This is a genomic window from Pedobacter immunditicola, assembly GCF_037482985.1.
Taxonomy (GTDB): Bacteria; Bacteroidota; Bacteroidia; order Sphingobacteriales; family Sphingobacteriaceae; genus Pedobacter; species Pedobacter immunditicola.
Genome location: NZ_JBBHKC010000002.1, coordinates 250,629 through 268,531, shown reverse-complemented (window position 1 = coordinate 268,531; position 17,903 = coordinate 250,629). Strand labels below are relative to the sequence as shown.

The following is a 17,903-nucleotide window of genomic DNA, read 5'->3' as shown; positions in this document are numbered from 1 at the left end:
CTAATACACAAATAATTTTGTGAACCTCAGTTAATAAGCATTTTTATCTCCATCCACCACTTGCCACACAGTTAAAAAGGCAATTTTTAGGTCCAAGAGCAAAGACCAGTTTTCCAGGTACCAGATATCTGCTTTTACCCGGGCTTCCATAGATCCATCTTCTCTCGTCTCCCCCCTTAAGCCAGAGACCTGCGCCCAGCCGGTAATACCTGGTAATACAAAATGACGGACCATGAACTTATCGATGAGCGCTGAATATTCATCGGTATGTTTTAGCATGTGTGGCCTTGGCCCAACTACTGACATTTCACCCTTGAGTACATTGAAAAACTGCGGCAATTCATCGATACTCGTTTTACGCATAAATGCACCGAGCCGGGTAATCCGGCTATCGTTTTTACTGGCCTGTTGTTTATCAGAATCCGCATTGACGCGCATGCTCCTGAATTTCCAGCAATAAAAAGGCAGGTTGTCTTTTCCAGAGCGGAGCTGTTTAAAAAAAACCGGTCCTCTGGATTCGAGTTTAATGAGGATTGCGAAGATGGGGATCAGCCAGGTCAATACAAATAGGATGACCAAGATGGAAAACACGATGTCAAAACAACGCTTCAATAGCATATTAGCCTTGATTTCCAGCGGTTCTGTACGCGGAGAGATTACCGGTAAATGACCCAACATCTTCACGCTTACATTTTTACGGAAATAATCTTTTACATCCGGCACCAATTTAAAGCGGATCATTTCCTTGTCGGCCTGCCGCATTAAAGCATCGATCTTTTTGATTGCCCGGTCTGGTAAAGCGCAATAGATCTTTTTGATTCCATATTTTTTCACAAAATCAATGCATTCATTGACCCTACCCAATACATACACATCATCCACTTCTGTTCCGGCCTGTAATTCAGGTTTATCATCAAAAAAACCAATGACCCGGTAACCCCAGTAAGGATTTGCTTCCATGAGTTTTTTCAGTTCAATGCCCACCGGACCGGCACCCACGATCACTACATCCACATACTGAATAAGCTGGGCCCTGTTGGAGCGGCGAAGGAGTAAAAAGGCTAGTTTCCCGAGCATAAACAAGGGAATGAAAAATATAAAAGTATAGGTGGTTAATCGAGGGGAGACCGTAAACTGTGGCGCCGCATAAACCAAAGCAAAAATAAGGGCTGCAAAAATGACGGAAGCGGAAATACTTTGCCTCACCAAGGGGATGGCATCCTTGCTGAAGAGGTTCTGGTAGAGCTTTGTGATTTGGGTCACATTGAACCAAATGAAATTGATCAGTAAGAGGTGTACTAAGTTGATGTGGTGTGCGATTTCCTGGCCAGCAGCCACGACCCAAAGGTAGGCCAGGTAACCACTGAGGTTTAACAGGGCAAGATCTATAAAGGCGCCTATGAACTTAAAGTAGGTTCCGTACTTTTCAGTCATTGAGGTCGTATTGTGATTTGTATCATAATAACGCGAAGTTAATACAAATATTCATAAAACTTAAACTGTTCTTCAAAAAGAAGATAAGCGATCTTTGCAATTAATAAGCGTTCTCTTCCCCTTTGATGATGTTAAAGACCGTCATGAAAACGATCTTGATGTCTAAACCCCAGGTCCAGTGTTCCAGGTACCAGATGTCATACTTTACGCGGCCTTCCATGGAACCGGGTTGTTTAGTTTCGCCCCTGTAACCATTGACCTGTGCCCAGCCGGTAATACCCGGTTTTAAAAACTGTCGTACCATATACTGGCCAATGATGGCCCTGTATTCTTCGGTATGCTTGAGCATGTGTGGCCTTGGCCCTACGACACTCATTTTGCCCTGGAAAACATTAAAAAACTGCGGCAATTCATCCAGGCTGGTTCGGCGTAAAAAAGCACCGATCGACGTAATGCGGCTATCATTTTTAGTGGCTTGCTGTAAATCACTTGCTGTATTTACCGTCATGCTCCTGAATTTGTAACACCAGAAAGGCTCATCATTACGGCCGCTGCGCTCTTGTTTGAATAAAACAGGACCCTTACTTTGCAGTTTGATCAAAAGGGCAATGATGGGATACAGCCAACTGAGCAGGAAAACGATAACGAGTGTACTAAATATCAGATCAAATGCCCGCTTTTTGAAACGGTTCCCCAGTTCTTCCAGGGGTTCATGCCTTAAGGTAATGATCGGGAACTCCCCACCCATGTATTTAATGGTATAAGGCGCAGCGAGAGAACCGGCAATATCCGGGATAAATTTCAACCGCAGGCATTGTTTGTCTGCTTCTTTGACCAGGTGGTGGATTTTAGACATCCTTTCTGGTGGAACCGAAACGTATAAATCTTTGACGCCATTTGCTGCAGCCAGTTCCATTTCTTCAATGACCAAGGCAGACAGCTGCCCATCGCTGGTGTATAGTTGAGGGTTGTAATTCCCTAAGAAGCCGTAAAAATCTATATTTCTTTGTTTTTGCAGGTATTCCGCTACCCGGTTTCCTGTTGCGTTAAAACCCAAGACCGCTACTTTTTTGGTCGCCCTGTATTTATTGATCAATACAAACTGGATGCCTGTGCCGATGAAACGGTTCAAGACAAAGAAAAAGAGCAACAAGATATAAAACACCAACATCAGGGTGCGTGAATAATCCTGGTCATTTTGTACCAGCAAGACCAGCGAAAATAGCACAAAATGCGCTAGGATGCATTTAAAGGTGGCCCGATAAATTCTTTCAATCCTCCGTGCATTGTATTCGGTATATAATCCAAATATGGAAGCATTGAATAACCAGGTCAGGTTGCAAATGATGATCTGGTGCTGTACGATTTCAAAAGAAACCTCTTTTCCGAGGTGATCGGTGATGCGCCATGCTAAATAGTAAATGAAATTAAGCAGGATGACATCCGTTATAGCCAGAATATATTTGAGGAGGTATAGATAACGGGTCTGCATTTTAGATTTTTGCCTTGTTTCAACAAATATAGTACCAAAACCCCATTTAATTTAGGCTAAATAGGGAAAATGTGTTAAATCTATGTGATTCTTACGTAAAATAATAGGCTTCAGGATCTTTCATGTCTCGAAAGGTCTTTCTTTTGGTGAAATGAACAACCTTATAGTAAATATGAAGTTAAAAATGCCAAGTATATTTTTGAGATCTGTGTATCCTTGCATTTTTAAACAATAAAGGGTCATAGATCCCTTTATTGTTATGTAAAATTAATTCCTTTAAAACATATCGTTTTAACGGTTATAGGTTTTGAAATCTTTATGGTCTTTATTAAACAAAGCCTCTTTAGGTAAAGATTTGAAATATTCGTAAGTAATTTTAAGTCCTTCTTCCCTGCTTACTTTCGGTTCCCAGTTTAGCAATTCCCTTGCTTTGGTGATATCGGGCCTGCGTTGCTTCGGATCATCTACAGGTAAATCTCTTAATACCAGTTGCTGTTGCGTACCGGTCAGTTTGATAATTTCCTCACCAAACTGTTTGATGGTAATTTCATCAGGATTACCAATATTTACAGGCATTGCATAATCGCTCATCAGTAAACGGTAGATGCCTTCAATTAAATCATCCACATAACAGAAAGAACGGGTTTGTGAACCATCACCAAAAACAGTAAGGTCTTCGCCACGCAGCGCCTGGCCAATAAAGGCAGGTAATACCCGTCCATCGTTAAGGCGCATTCTTGGTCCGTACGTATTAAAGATCCTGACAATACGGGTCTCCAGGCCATGGAAAGTATGGTAAGCCATGGTCATGGCTTCCTGGAAACGTTTGGCTTCATCATATACCCCCCTTGGGCCTACCGGGTTTACATTACCCCAGTATTCTTCAGGTTGAGGGTTTACATTAGGATCCCCATAAACTTCAGAAGTTGAAGCGATGAGCATCCTGGCCCCTTTATCTTTTGCTACCCCTAATAAATTGTGAGTTCCCAGGGAACCCACTTTTAAAGTCTGTATCGGTATTTTTAAATAGTCAATCGGGCTCGCCGGCGATGCAAAGTGAAGGATGTAATCCAGCGGACCAGGCACATAAACGAATTTTGAAACATCATGGTGATAAAATTCAAAGTTCTCTAGTTTAAAAAGGTGTTCGATATTGTGTAGATCACCGGTAATCAGGTTATCCATCCCAATTACAAAATATCCCTCTTTGATAAAACGGTCACATAAGTGTGACCCTAAAAAACCCGCTGCCCCGGTGATTAATACTCTTTTACGTTCCATATATAATTTATATTATCCTACTTTTTAGATTCCAATCGATTGCACCTTAAACCCTATTGCTTTTAGCATTTCAACATCCAACACATTTCTTCCGTCAAAAATCTTTGCTGGCTTTAACATGTTATCATAAATCCTCTGCCAATCGTAGGTTTTAAATTCATCCCATTCTGTTAATACTGCAACTGCATGGGCATTTTTACAGGCTTCATATGGATCCTCAAATACAGCTACTGCACGTTGATTTTCCTCGGCTGTGCGCGTGCCAAGGTAATTTAGATCTGACTGGATTTGATGTTCCTTAACTTTTGGATCATATACTTTTATTTCTGCCTGCTCATTTAATAAGATATCGGCGACATAAATTGCTGCTGATTCCCGAGTATCATTGGTGTCCTTTTTAAAAGCCCAGCCTAGAAATGCAATTTTCTTTCCTGACACGGTATTATATAAGTTCCGCACCATGTTTAAAGCAAATCGTCTTTTTTGATGGTCATTCATGATGATCACCTGTTCCCAGTAATCGGCCACTTCTTGTAAGCCGAAAGAGCGTGAAATATAAACTAAGTTTAGAATATCTTTTTGAAAACATGATCCACCAAAGCCTACAGAAGCCTTTAAGAATTTGGGGCCAATGCGACTATCCGCACCAATTGCCCTAGATACCTCATTGACATCAGCTTCTGTTTTTTCGCATAGTTCTGAGATCGCGTTTATCGAAGAAATTCTTTGGGCAAGAAAAGCGTTAGCCACTAATTTAGACAATTCTGATGACCAAACGTTTGTGGTCAGGATGCGTTCTGTTGGAATCCAATAGGCATAAATATCAACTAAGGCCTGGATCGCATTTTGCCCTTCAACTGTTGAATCTCCTCCAATCAAAACCCGGTCAGGACTTAATAAATCAGTAACAGCTGTACCCTCTGCTAAAAACTCAGGGTTTGATAAGACCTGAAATTTCGCTCCATTACCCGTGTTTTCTAAAATATCTTTTAACGCTTCGGCTGTTCTCACAGGAAGTGTAGACTTTTCTACAATGATTTTATTTGTTTTTGAAACCCTGGCAATTTGCCTTGCACAGAGCTCTATATACTTAAGATCTGCCCCCATGCCTTTTCCTGAGCCAAAAGTTTTCGTCGGGGTATTTACAGAGATAAAGATCATCTCGGCTTCATCAATGGCCCTGTCAACTTCTGTTGAAAAAAATAGATTTTTGCCTCTAGCCTCCGCCACTACTTCACTTAATCCAGGTTCATAAACTGGAATGTTTTGGGTATTTGGATCATTCCAGGCAGCAATTCTGCTTTCATTTAAATCAACAACCGTGACCTTAATGTGAGGACACTGTTTGGCTATGATTGCCATTGTTGGACCGCCAACGTAACCTGCTCCGATGCAGCAAATATTAGTAATGTGCTTCTTCATGTTTCTAAATGTATTTGGCGAAAATAACATGATATATGTTAAATTCTTAATTTCCTAATATTAAGTTTATATTTTATTGAATATATTAGCGAAATATTACTAACAATTTTCAACATTCCATATAAATCTATGAAAAGAGCTCTTATTACAGGGATCACAGGACAAGATGGTGCATATTTAGCTGATCTCTTGTTAAAAAAAGGATATGAAGTGCATGGCGTTAAACGTCGGAGTTCTTTATTTAATACAGACCGCATTGACCACTTATATCAGGATCCACATGAAAGTGATGTACGTTTTATTCTGCATTACGGTGACTTAAGTGACTCCACGAATTTAATACGCATTATTCAACAAGTACAACCTGATGAAATCTATAATTTAGGAGCTATGAGTCATGTACAGGTAAGTTTTGAAACGCCTGAATATACTGCAAACGCAGATGGAATTGGAACTTTAAGGATATTAGAAGCCATTAGGATTTTAGGCTTAGTAAATAAAACAAAGGTTTACCAAGCTTCTACTTCTGAATTATATGGATTGGTACAAGCTGTACCTCAATCAGAAACCACACCTTTTTACCCACGTTCTCCTTATGCTGTTGCGAAAATGTATGCCTATTGGATTACGGTTAATTACCGGGAGGCTTATGGAATGTTTGCTTGTAATGGAATTTTGTTTAACCATGAAAGCCCTTTAAGGGGTGAAACATTTGTTACCAGGAAAATTACACGTGGTACTGCTAAAATTGCCTTAGGTATGCAAGAAAAATTATACCTAGGAAATTTAGACGCCCGTAGGGACTGGGGCCATGCTAAAGATTACGTTGAAGCTATGTGGTTGATTTTGCAACAAGATACTCCTGAAGACTTTGTAATTGCAACAGGTGTAACAACCACCGTTCGTGACTTCATTAAAATGGCATTCCTTGAGGTTGGAATAACATTATCCTTTAATGGCAAAGGTGTAGATGAAAAGGGAACCGTGGCATCATGCAGTAACCCTGATTACCAAATAGAACTTGGTAAAGAAGTCGTAGCTGTTGATAAACGTTATTTCCGCCCGACTGAGGTTGATTTATTGATAGGTGACCCAAGCAAATGTAAAGCTAAATTAAACTGGAAACCTAAATATGACTTAGCAGGTCTAGTAAATGACATGATGACCGCAGATGTAGAGCATTTCTTAAAAGAGAAAATGTTGAAAGACGCTGGCTACCGAGTAAAAAATCAATTTGAATAATATGCCCAATAGGCTTCCAAAAAAAAGAATAATCTCCATAAATGTATCGAATGGCACCTACAAGCAATTTGTAAGTGCCATTATGCATAATGCCCTTGCTAAAATCTCTTCCTATGTTTGCGTCGCAAATGTACATATGCTATTAGAAGCATATGACTCATTAGAATTTAGAAAAGTTGTCAATAGCGCATACCTAGTTACACCGGATGGAATGCCTGTAGCGAAATCATTCCAAATATTACACCAACAACAACAGGAAAGAGTTGACGGCATGAGCTTATTACCCAACTTACTTTCGACGTCCGAAGAAAAGGGCTTATCTGTTTATTTCTATGGAAGTACGCAAGAAATGCTTGATCAAACAGCAGCATACATTAGACAAAATTATCCCAAACTAAATATATCCGGCTTATATTCCCCTCCTTTTAGGGATTTAAGTGAAGTTGAGATGGATCAAATTGCAACAAAAATTACTAATTCTGGAGCAAATATCATTTTTGTTGTTTTAGGCTGTCCAAAACAAGAAAAATGGATGCACGCCATGAAGGGCAAAATACCAGCTATCATGATTGGAATTGGAGGCGCATTACCTGTTTTAATAGGATTGCAAAAAAGAGCGCCTGAATGGATGCAAAAAAATAGCCTCGAATGGCTCTATAGATTAAAGCAAGAACCTACACGGTTATTTATACGATACTTTCGCACAAACAATTTATTCATGTATCTTTTAGCAAAAGAACAGCTTAAAAAGACAGTAAAGAAAAACAAATGGAGGGTAAGTAAGTAATTAAAGTTTATCATTAACAATTCATCTCAATGTATAACCCGATAGCTCATCGTATTTGGAATAAAAAAACAATTATAGTTATTTGTGTATTTTTAATTTTATTTGTTCAGGCTAAATCGCAAAATCCAGGTATTAATTACGAAGTTGAATCGCAAGCCCTAGTTACCACAAATGACATAGTCCCTTTTTGGATGCGTTCAAATCAATATGGATCAATCCCGTTATCTGGCACATCAGGAAGTTTTATTGGCCGTGCATATAAAGAATACTCAAAAACGTCACTTACAGACAGTTTGAACAATAAAAAAAAGCAATTTGATTGGGGGTTCGCATTTGAGGGTAGAGCCAACTTAGGAAAAGAATCAAATTTGCAATTAATAGAAGCCTATGCTAAATTTAAAATTCGAATGTTTCAGCTGAAAGCTGGCAGAAGTAAGGATTTAATGGGACTGAATGGCGATACAGTATTAAGTTCTGGAAATTTTGCCGTATCTGGCAATGCACTTGGTATTCCCAAATTAGAATTATCTATACCCAATTACTATATTGTACCAATATTTGATGGCCTTTTATCCGTAAAAGGCAATTTTGCACATGGGTGGTTAGGAAAGGTGAAAGTCGTTGATCAACTTACAGATATTAACGGCAAAGTTTTAATAAGTATAAAAAATAATAATCCAATTTCGTATTATCATCAAAAATCATTTTATTTAAGAATTGGAAAAAAAGATTACAGGTTAAGATTGTATGGCGGATTTAATCACCAAGTTTATTGGGGTAATGAACAAGATACATACGGCTCAAATTTTGAATTGTCAACTACCAAAACATTTTTATACGTTATTACTGGGAAATCTTATGGGACAGAAAAAATACTTAAGTCCAAAATTGGAAATCAAATTGGTTCAATTGATGTTGGTGCTGAATATGATTTTAAAAAATTCAAATTGACTTTGTACCGCCAAAATTTTTATGATGTTGGCGGATTATCCAAACTTGCTAATATAACGGATGGTTTAACTGGCTTAAGTGTCGAAAACAAAAAAACACATAATAATTCAAAAGGTTTATACTGGAAAAAAGCACTTATTGAATTTTTTTACTCAAAGAATCAAGGGGGGTATCCATGGTCAACCCCTACACTATCTGGTGATGAAGATTATTATAATAATTATTACTATCAAGAAGGTTGGTCTTACAAAGACAACGGAATTGGCAATCCATTAATTACACAAAATAAATATGCAAAGGAAGGCCAAGCGATATATCCTTATGACAATTTTCTGAATAATAGAGTTGCTGCATTACACTTGGGTCTTGAAGGAGGCCTCAATGATTGGAAGTTTATAACAAAATTGACATATTCTAGAAATTTCGGATCTTTTGCTACAAGCATCTATGGAAAATCCTCTGGATCCACCATTATACCTCCTGACTTTTCTAATATCTTCACGCCTGTTTATCAAGGCTCTTTTTATTTTGAAGGAATGAAAACATTACAAAATGGATTTCATACTTCATTAGCCATTTCTTTAGATAATGGTAAACTGTTAAAGAACTCACTTGGATCAGTTTTAAAGCTTAAGAAAACATTCTAAGTTTTAAAACTGATCCAAGTAAACTTTATCTATTCTTCCAATAGTCAAAATATACAGCACCTTCACCTTTGACCCACTCTATTGACTCTTTAACGTTATCTTTCAAATCTGGATGTGAAACACCAAATTCAGATATTGTGATATTTGTAGGAGCGTAGTAATCTTCAATCATGTTATGAAATCTCTCTGAATACAGAGGAAATGGGAATCTAAAACGTCGTAGTACATCGCCAGTTAAAGAGAGGCTTTTAAATATTAAGATAGGTAAACGCTTTACTCTTTTACCAGTCAACTGTATAGATAGTTCATTTAACCATTGATATGAATCGATTGGCAAATCTCCTAAAGTGTAAGTCTTTTGATTAATACGCAAGGGATCCGCTTCCATGATTTGTAGTATTTGATAAACTATATTTTTTACATACCCATAAGTTCTTATTACCTTGCCACTTCCTGGATGGAAATATAAACCCTTATCAATTATTCTCCAAAGTTCCATTGGATACCTCATGTGCCACGGCCCCCATACATTAGCTGGTCGAACAATCGTCCATGCACAATTTAAATTTGCACTACGGGTATATTGTTCAGTTAGCACTTTACTCTGTCCATAAGTAGTATGAGGGATATAGTCATCATCTTTTAACTGAAACGGCTTCTCCGTCGACTTATAAACGTATTGAGTGGATGTAATAATTGAATGCTTAACAGAAGGAGTTTTTTTGATAGCGTTTAGTACATTTTCAGTCCCTATAGTATTTTCTTCATAATCATAAAGGTTATTACTTAAAGTATCTGTCCTAGCGGCAAGGTGAATAACGACCTCAGGCTGACACTTTTCAAATATTTTTGTCATGCCTTCCAAGTTCATGATATTTTCATTAACCCAATAATCAGAGTGGCTTTTTTTTACTGGGCTTCCTTTGTCAAGGTTTACAATATTATTATATCCCTTGGATAAAAGTAAGTCTATTAAATTTGTTCCAATAAAACCTGACCCTCCTGTGATTAGTATTGATTTCATTTTAGTGATTTAAAAAAGATTAGAATATTTTGCTCAAACAGTTCATCTGAATATAAATTCAAATAGTCGTGTCTTGCATTTTTTGATAAAAGAGAGTGTAATATAGGATCATTTGAAATTTCCACTATTGAGTTTGCCATCCCATCTATATCGTGGATTTCGTGTATAAATCCATTGTATTTGTTTTTTATTTGATTAACAACCCCTCGCCACTGAGTAGAGACCACAGGTAATCCAGAAGAAAAAGCTTCTAAATTAACCGTTGGGAAGTTTTCATGCTCAAAAAAAGTAGGAAATAAGAAAACATCACATTCACAAAATACCGCATTTTTATCTTTCCCGATCTTAACTCCTTCATATTTAATTATACCTTTTTTTATCCCTTCTTTTATTGCCTGATCTTCTATATGTGAGAACACCTTACCAATAATCCTACCAACAATTTTAGTGTTTAAAGAGTTAGCCTTTTCAACAACTTTCACGAAATCTATTATCCCTTTTGTTTCTCTGCAAACGCCAACAAATAAAACTTGAAATTTATTTACATCCTTTGAAGTTAGGATATCTACATTTAATTTGACATCGTCGACACCGTATGGAATTACAACAATCTCAGAACACTTTAAGAATTGTGGGTCCTTCACCCCTGATTCACTCATGCAGATGGAGTAAGTAGGTTTCGAAAAAATGAACTTAAAAACTTTTTTAAAAATAAAGTTTAATTGTGGATATAAATCTGAAATACCACCTGCATGAAAATGGAAAATAGTTTTGAAATTAAATAATCTGACAAAAAACAGCATGATAAAATCTCGATATATTGGAACTTTCTCACATCCAGAAGGAGGATAATATACATAGTCAGGTCGATAAAATGCAAGCATGTTAAGTAGCTTAAGCACTAACATGAGTAGTTTATAAATCTTTAAAAAACTTAATTTCCCTGTTTCGTCCATATCCTCACTAAAATTCATTCTTAGTAACCGGTGTTCTATCTTATTGGATTCCAATATCGAAACAATCTTTCCAATATGAATTATTTGGCCCCCATATGGAGGGGGAGTTTGCCCGATAATAAGAATTTTATTTTTTAACATTTTTAATTTAAAAATCTAAGTAATTAAGTTATAGCTAGTTTATTTTGTCTTGTATAATGAGTACCATTTCAAAATTCGTTTGTAAGGAAGCAATGCATTCCATATAATAGCATATAATTTTATTGTAAGAAAATTGTTCGGAATTTCAAAAGTGGAATACTTGTTTAATATTAAAATTCCTTCATTGTTTATTACATCCCTTACTTCCTTAGTGTCAAGCGATTTATTGTTTTCATGCCACCTAAAAGAAGTTAATGTTTCATGAATGTATTTAAACTTGAATCCCGTATAAAAGATATTTGCAAAAAAATCTTTATCCATAGTAATGTGAATTTTTGGATCAATCCTTATTCCCTTATCCAAAACTTCACGTTTAAAAAAGAATGCTGCAGAATGAATGTAACAATGAAAGAAGATAAGCCATTTAATAGGTATTCTACTCATTCCTTTTCGAGTGAACTTTTTATTCTTATCAACAAATTGAACATCTCCATAAACTATATCACATTCGTAAAGTTTAAAATTTTCGGCGATTTTCCTAAAAGAACCTTCTAAGTAATAATCATCAGTATTCAACCACCCAATAATATCACCAGTTGCTCGATTAAAACCTTTATTTATTGCATCACTTTGGCCTTCATCTTTCTCCGAGATCCATATCAAGTGGGGATATTTCATTAATATGTCAATTGTATTATCTGTAGAGCCACCATCAATAATTATATGCTCAAAATTTTCATATTGTTGATTCAATACGGATAAAATTGCATCCTCTATAAATTGGCCTTGATTGAAAGAGGGGCTTACTATTGAGATTTTTGGAGATTTCATGTAAACAAATTTAGTTTTGTTAATATTTATTAGTTGCCTTTTATTTTAACAAGAAGAAGGTAAAGATATAGGTAGAATTTTTTTACTAAAAATGGTGAATTCAAAAATGAATTTTTAATCATAATATCAATTTTATCTACACCATCAGTCCTACCATTTTGTGAAAGCTTTCTTCGTTTATTAACAACAAGATTAAACTCTAGTAATAAAGAGAAATAGTTATGTTGCCGAATATGAGTTAAAATTGCGGTATTTCTTGAAATAAGTAATCCTTTAATATACTCATGATTTAAAGTTAATTTCGCATCAGTTAACCGTCCATCCTCAGAAAGGTCATCAAAGATGGTTAGAACTTTAGAAATGGAGCATAATTTAGCTCCTTGAGATAGTACTCTAAAGACCAAATCAAGATCCTCGTAATAGCGTATACTCTCATTATATCCGCCTATATTTTCAACAACCTTTGTTTTCAACATCCATGCCTGGGTACCAACTAGAAACCCTCCTTTGTAAAAAGATATATAATTGTTAATAATTATAGAATTGTACCTTTGTATTTCTTTCGATTTCTGATATAAAAACCCAGCAGCGCATATATCAGCATTTTTAAAAATAAGTCTTTCTAATTGAACTTCAATTCTATCAGGACACATTATATCATCGGAATCGAAAAAGACAATATACTCACCCGTAGCGTACTTTAAGCCTAAATTTCTGGCTTTACCTGGCCCCCCATTTTTTTGCTTGTAATAAAATAATTTTTCCTCTAGTTGATAATCGTGTATAAACAGTTTTAAAACCGCTTCCGTATTATCTATAGAACCATCATCAATAACAATTATTTCGACATTTTTATATGTCTGAGAAATAACGGAATTTAAAGTGTCACAAATTGAAAGAGCTCTATTAAACGTTGGAATTATTATTGATACTTTTGACATCTACTTCAGGAGTTTATTAACCTTTTTAATCACTAATGGGATATTCAATAATAGTGGAACATATATTTTTATCTTAATATATATTGTCTCATATAAGATCAATGAAGGGCTAATTTTTGCAATAAAAAATTTATGCTTTAGTCTTCTATTAATTTCTCTTAACCATTTAAACTTAAATTTTTTATTATGTAATTCACTTTCAATTAATACAGGTTTGTTATTTTTAATGTCAATCAATACATTTTTCCAGTCCTCCGCGACTTTTACAAAATCAAAATTTTCTTGTATGAAATTGATCGATTTTTTTGGATCATAATCATTTCTTTGTAATAATTTTATAATGGAGGTTGATAATTCTTTATCTTTTTCAATTAGAATTCCACTTTCAGAAAAGACCGTATCTAAATAGCCATGGACTTTCCTTGTAACAATTTTACAGCCTGCAAGCTGCATCTCTACACCCGTGTATCCAAAGGTCTCGGATACACCTGAAGGATTAGGAACACCAATTTTTGTTCTCTTTAATATATCAATTTTCTCAACTCCAAGTATCCCATGAAAGTTTACAGATGGCAATAATTTTTTGTCACCCCCTAGTAAGTAATGAATAAACTTTTCTTCATAATTTTCTTCAGCAATGTTAAACTTACCCATCTGAATGTTTCGGTCATACAGTTTACCTGTCCCTATCACATTTAATTTAGCATCTGGAACAGATTCTAAAACTTTTTTCCAAGACTTCGCTAATAAGTCAAAACCCTTACCTGCAATTATACTTCCAACATAAGTAACTTCATTTGGTCGCTCGGCAAAAGGAAGAATTTTACTATAATCAACAGTTGTATTGAGCCCATTAAATATATAAAGCGATTTATAGAAAGAAGGGTGATCTCGAAATGAATCTAATTGTTCTCGACCCACACATATGATTCTGCTAACCTGACTATTTTTAGATAAATATTGTAAAACACTATATGGTAAAAAACAATGCGCCCAAATCACAATTTTTAAATCTAACTTCTGAAAAATATTCAACAAGGACTCTTGTGAATCGCCATTTTGGGAATATCTCAAAATTAATATATCAGGTTTGTCGAGGAGTAATTGTTTTTTTAAAGAGCTTGTATCCCCAATGGTTCTCACATTTAAAATTGCTGGCAAGTTGCTAGTAAACTCAGCGTATACAATTACATTAATATCATTATTTAAAAGTGTTAAATGGTATATCAATGAAATCATCGAAAATTCTGTACCTCCTATTCCAGGATTACCTTCATATATTTTACTACAATCAACATTTTTAATTCCTTTATTTTCCAAATAAAAACCAACAGTAATTTTCTTCATTTTATAAAAATATTCATACGGCCTTTAACCTATAACAAGCAAATTTTAAGAATCAATGTTATCTTTTAAAAACTTTAAAGAACTGGTTCTAAATTTATCCAAAGTAAGATCAACTTTATTATAATCTATTAACTGTTCTAGATCGGCATCCTTTAAGCCAGTTACTAACCTGTTAGATAATTTTAGGGATAAAAGAAGATCTTTTTGTCTATTATCAACACCGGAACTAACTACAAAAAATTGCTTCTGAAAAATTAAAGAAAAAGATGTTCCATGAAAGGAGGTAGTTACAATAAAAGAGGCATGCTCAAAATATCCTAAAAATGCTTGAGGTGACAATGTTTGTTTAACATTTTCTTCGCCCCAACGGAAGGGCTTGATATCTGAATAAATTTCTACAATCTTTAAATCATTCATCTCTGCTATGTGTTTTGCAAGTTGATTAACCTCTGGTTTACTCACCAACTGAAAGACCAAAAGATACTTTTCGTTTACCTCAGGTTTAATACTCATATTAGTATAAACAGCTTTATCTAGTAAAAGTGTTGGATCTAAAACATTGACTACATTATTCCTTGTAAGTGGCTGTATTAATGGAATGAGGCTACTTTCTCTAACTGAAACCGCGTTAAAAAAATTAAGGTATTTACTAACTAAAGCTTTTTCCCTCATAATATCGGTAAAATTCTTTTTTTCAAGACTTGCAGCATAAGATATTTTCTTCGAAGCTTTTTCTACAATAAAATTTAAAAAATATGCATCATCTATGCCCTCTGTTATATGAAAATTCCATATTTGATCACTTCCAGCTACATACACGTCAAAGTTCTTTGGAATATGTTTAGGACTTGCATATGAACTATTAGTTAACTTAAGAAAGTTCTTAGTAAAATCGTCAAATTTATCCCTTCTGCTTTTTCTAATATTCAATGTAAACAGCTGACTATAAGCTTCCTTTAACAGAAATATTGGATTTTTTCTTCTGAAGAAGAACGGAAATGAGAATAATTTATATTTTTTTTCTATTGATGCGCATCTATAATCAATCACTTCAACATCATAATCCATATGCTTAAGGATTTTATATAAAGCAAAAACTTGAAGTATAGCGCCGTAATTAATTGCTCTATGGAAAGTAATAATGCCTATTTTTTTTTTCATTATATTGTTTTATTGTTAGCAGTTAGTTTCATCTTACTTAGTGTTAAAATTAGACATATTAATATCCAAAACATTGGTTTGAAGAAACCATCTAAAGTAAAGGACATCATTAAATAAGCGAAAAAAGATATGGTTAGGTACACTGAAATATCACTTACTGATTTGACTTTTGACGCTATATGTACATTTCTTAATTCTTTAAATCCGGCTGTAATTATCATACATATAATAAGAAAGCCAATTAATCCAAATTCCGATAGTATACCCCAATAACTATTTAGGCTTGTTAAAGCTACATCATTCTTTAAAGTATCATCAAATAAAGTAATAGTATAATTTACAACATTACCGGATCCAACACCCACAATTGGTTCATTTAAAAATGCATTTATTGCACCAATTAATGCCATGGTTCGATCTCTACTGCTACCATCATCTTCTAAAAAATTCTTTATAAATATGAAACTTTCGTTATAATAAAGAAGATATGAAAATGAGAAAACGAGAATAAAAAAACAGCTAAATAAAAGCAAAGCATTCTTAACAATGAATCCTTTTGCCTTGAACATACAATAAATCATTATGACGATTGCGCTGGCTGCTCTTGCCTCAGATAAAACCGTTAGAATACAAAGAAAAAACACAATAATTCTTAATTGCTTATATACTCTAGTAAATTTGGTTGTATTCGAAAGATAGACCAAAATTGGAATTATCGGAAGATAGTTTAGAGCTAAATAGTTTGGATCCTCTGCTGTAGAACCTACTTGAACCAAGGTCATTCCGAGAAAAACTAAAGTACGATCAGACCTCCATGAAGTAAAAAAAGTAAATCCACAAAATAGCTCAAGAAAAGCCACCCCTACTTGTATACAAATAATAATAGCAATAAGCTTTACAAAAGTCCTAACGCTTAAGGAATATTGTAACACAAAAAGAAGAGATATATAAAAAAGTGCATTTAGTATGAAACTAAAACCTTCAATAGATGATGAGTTTCTAGTTAATGTTGTATTGATTAATGCATAAACAAAAAATAGCAATATATATTTCCAATATTTATGAACGGTCTTATTAATAGAACGGTATAAAATTAATGTATAAATAATATACATTGCTTGGCTCAATGTACCGAAGGAAATCCCCAAAAATTCAAAGGAAAAGAATGAATGGTTTAGAATTATCAGAAGTGTAACAAACGTATATTTTACAATAAAGCTATTCCACATTTTTTTTATTTATTTGAATCACAACCACTAACAACACAAACTTGATTTATCGGGTATCTTTTAGAGATTGTAACTGAAAAGGAGTCAGGAGGTATGCCACATGCAATCATGGCAATTACAACCTGAGAATCTTTTATATTTCCACTTAATGTTCTAATTTTAAGGTCATTTTCTATACTTGTAGCACAATTCAAAATACATGCTGCAATTTTATTGTGATGAAGTGAATATAAAAGATTCATAGCAAATATGCCACCGTCTACAAAACATTGGTTCCGTTCACTTAAAAATCCAAATACACCTAAATCAGCAGTTATAATTATTAACTTGTTAGCTAAGTGGCCAAACCCGCGGTTTCCACCTTGCACTTTTAAGAGTGCATTAATTTGTTCTTTATCTTCGTAAATATACGCTCTAGAAGTTTGCCTATTACATGCTGATGGTGCATTCTGAGCTAGGGATACAGCTTGAATTAAGGTGTCAACGTTTACTTCTTCCTCGCACCAGTTGCGTATGCTCTTCCTAGAGTTAGAAAACAAATTAAATGGATCGTCTGAATGTTTAAAATAGGAATCTCTAGCAACAATTTTTTGTTCTTCTATGCTTATATGTGTAGTTATTGAATCACGTAAAATTCGAATATATTCTAGTAAGTCATCATCTAGTTTATACTCGTGATTATTGTGGACTGACTCATATTCAAGTACTACCCCGACAGCATGAACTAACTGTTCATTATCTTGACCAAAAGTATTAACAAAACAAATGCAATCTTTAATCAACTCAATCAATTGTTGCTTTCCAAACCCTAACCGTAAGTCAGGCATCGTCAGTCCTTTTTCAATTGAATGATATCGTTCAATAATCTTACCTAACAACTTATTATCCTCTGTATGATAGCCTGCTATTGATGAATGCTTGTAAAATCTTCTAAGATCATTTAAATATACTGGAGTTGCTTCTTTAAGGAATAAAATAAATGGAGGGATATATTTCTTAATCAATTTTTTCATACAA

General features: G+C 34.7%; 15 protein-coding genes. 3 read left to right on the top strand and 12 right to left on the bottom strand.

Annotated elements, in window-relative coordinates:
* Positions 1-30: 30 nt before the first annotated feature.
* The 4 genes from WG905_RS03730 to WG905_RS03715 form a co-directional block, all read right to left on the bottom strand.
* Positions 31-1,434 (bottom strand): undecaprenyl-phosphate glucose phosphotransferase, encoded by a 1,404-nt coding sequence (locus WG905_RS03730; protein WP_339590361.1) that lies wholly within the window; start codon positions 1,432-1,434, stop codon positions 31-33.
* A gap of 100 nt (positions 1,435-1,534) precedes the next feature.
* Positions 1,535-2,926 (bottom strand): undecaprenyl-phosphate glucose phosphotransferase, encoded by a 1,392-nt coding sequence (locus tag WG905_RS03725; RefSeq protein ID WP_339590360.1) that lies wholly within the window; start codon positions 2,924-2,926, stop codon positions 1,535-1,537.
* A 291-nt stretch (positions 2,927-3,217) separates the two neighbouring features.
* Complete coding sequence (locus tag WG905_RS03720; protein ID WP_339590359.1) at positions 3,218-4,207, bottom strand: UDP-glucuronic acid decarboxylase family protein; 990 nt, start codon at positions 4,205-4,207, stop codon at positions 3,218-3,220.
* Positions 4,208-4,231: 24 nt separating this feature from the next.
* On the bottom strand, positions 4,232-5,629 hold the full coding sequence (locus tag WG905_RS03715) for a UDP-glucose 6-dehydrogenase (protein ID WP_339590358.1): 1,398 nt from the start codon (positions 5,627-5,629) through the stop codon (positions 4,232-4,234).
* A 129-nt stretch (positions 5,630-5,758) separates the two neighbouring features.
* Between WG905_RS03715 and gmd the strand changes: the two genes are divergently transcribed.
* The 3 genes from gmd to WG905_RS03700 are packed head-to-tail and all read left to right on the top strand — an operon-like array spanning position 5,759 to position 9,256.
* Positions 5,759-6,871 (top strand): GDP-mannose 4,6-dehydratase, encoded by a 1,113-nt coding sequence (gene gmd / locus WG905_RS03710; protein WP_339590357.1) that lies wholly within the window; start codon positions 5,759-5,761, stop codon positions 6,869-6,871.
* A gap of 1 nt (position 6,872) precedes the next feature.
* Positions 6,873-7,658 carry a WecB/TagA/CpsF family glycosyltransferase gene (locus WG905_RS03705; protein WP_339590356.1) on the top strand — a complete coding sequence of 262 codons (786 nt, stop codon included), beginning with the start codon at positions 6,873-6,875 and terminating at the stop codon, positions 7,656-7,658.
* Positions 7,659-7,687: 29 nt separating this feature from the next.
* Entirely contained in the window at positions 7,688-9,256 is a 1,569-nt protein-coding gene (locus WG905_RS03700) for a capsule assembly Wzi family protein (RefSeq protein ID WP_339590355.1), read from the top strand.
* A 25-nt stretch (positions 9,257-9,281) separates the two neighbouring features.
* On the opposite strand, the gene WG905_RS03695 is transcribed toward WG905_RS03700, so the two are convergent.
* From WG905_RS03695 to WG905_RS03660, 8 genes are read right to left on the bottom strand one after another with little or no spacing between them, the layout of a single operon-like run.
* A complete protein-coding gene (locus WG905_RS03695) occupies positions 9,282-10,280 on the bottom strand; it encodes an NAD-dependent epimerase/dehydratase family protein (protein ID WP_339590354.1) in 999 nt (332 codons plus the stop codon).
* A complete protein-coding gene (locus WG905_RS03690) occupies positions 10,277-11,377 on the bottom strand; it encodes a glycosyltransferase family 4 protein (protein WP_339590353.1) in 1,101 nt (366 codons plus the stop codon). Before WG905_RS03690 ends, WG905_RS03695 begins: the two co-directional genes overlap by 4 nt.
* A 39-nt stretch (positions 11,378-11,416) precedes the next feature.
* On the bottom strand, positions 11,417-12,208 hold the full coding sequence (locus WG905_RS03685) for a glycosyltransferase family 2 protein (RefSeq protein ID WP_339590352.1): 792 nt from the start codon (positions 12,206-12,208) through the stop codon (positions 11,417-11,419).
* A 29-nt stretch (positions 12,209-12,237) separates the two neighbouring features.
* A complete protein-coding gene (locus tag WG905_RS03680; RefSeq protein WP_339590351.1) occupies positions 12,238-13,149 on the bottom strand; it encodes a glycosyltransferase family 2 protein in 912 nt (303 codons plus the stop codon).
* Positions 13,150-14,496 (bottom strand): glycosyltransferase family 4 protein, encoded by a 1,347-nt coding sequence (locus WG905_RS03675; protein ID WP_339590350.1) that lies wholly within the window; start codon positions 14,494-14,496, stop codon positions 13,150-13,152.
* A 45-nt stretch (positions 14,497-14,541) separates the two neighbouring features.
* A complete protein-coding gene (locus WG905_RS03670; RefSeq protein ID WP_339590349.1) occupies positions 14,542-15,657 on the bottom strand; it encodes a polysaccharide pyruvyl transferase family protein in 1,116 nt (371 codons plus the stop codon).
* The gene (locus WG905_RS03665) at positions 15,657-16,886 is read right to left on the bottom strand and encodes an O-antigen ligase family protein (protein ID WP_339590348.1); all 1,230 of its coding nucleotides are present in this window, start codon (positions 16,884-16,886) and stop codon (positions 15,657-15,659) included. The genes WG905_RS03670 and WG905_RS03665 overlap by 1 nt, the downstream gene beginning before the upstream one ends.
* Before the next feature lie 5 nt (positions 16,887-16,891).
* Entirely contained in the window at positions 16,892-17,899 is a 1,008-nt protein-coding gene (locus WG905_RS03660; RefSeq protein ID WP_339590347.1) for a nitroreductase family protein, read from the bottom strand.
* Between the last annotated feature and the right edge of the window lie 4 nt (positions 17,900-17,903).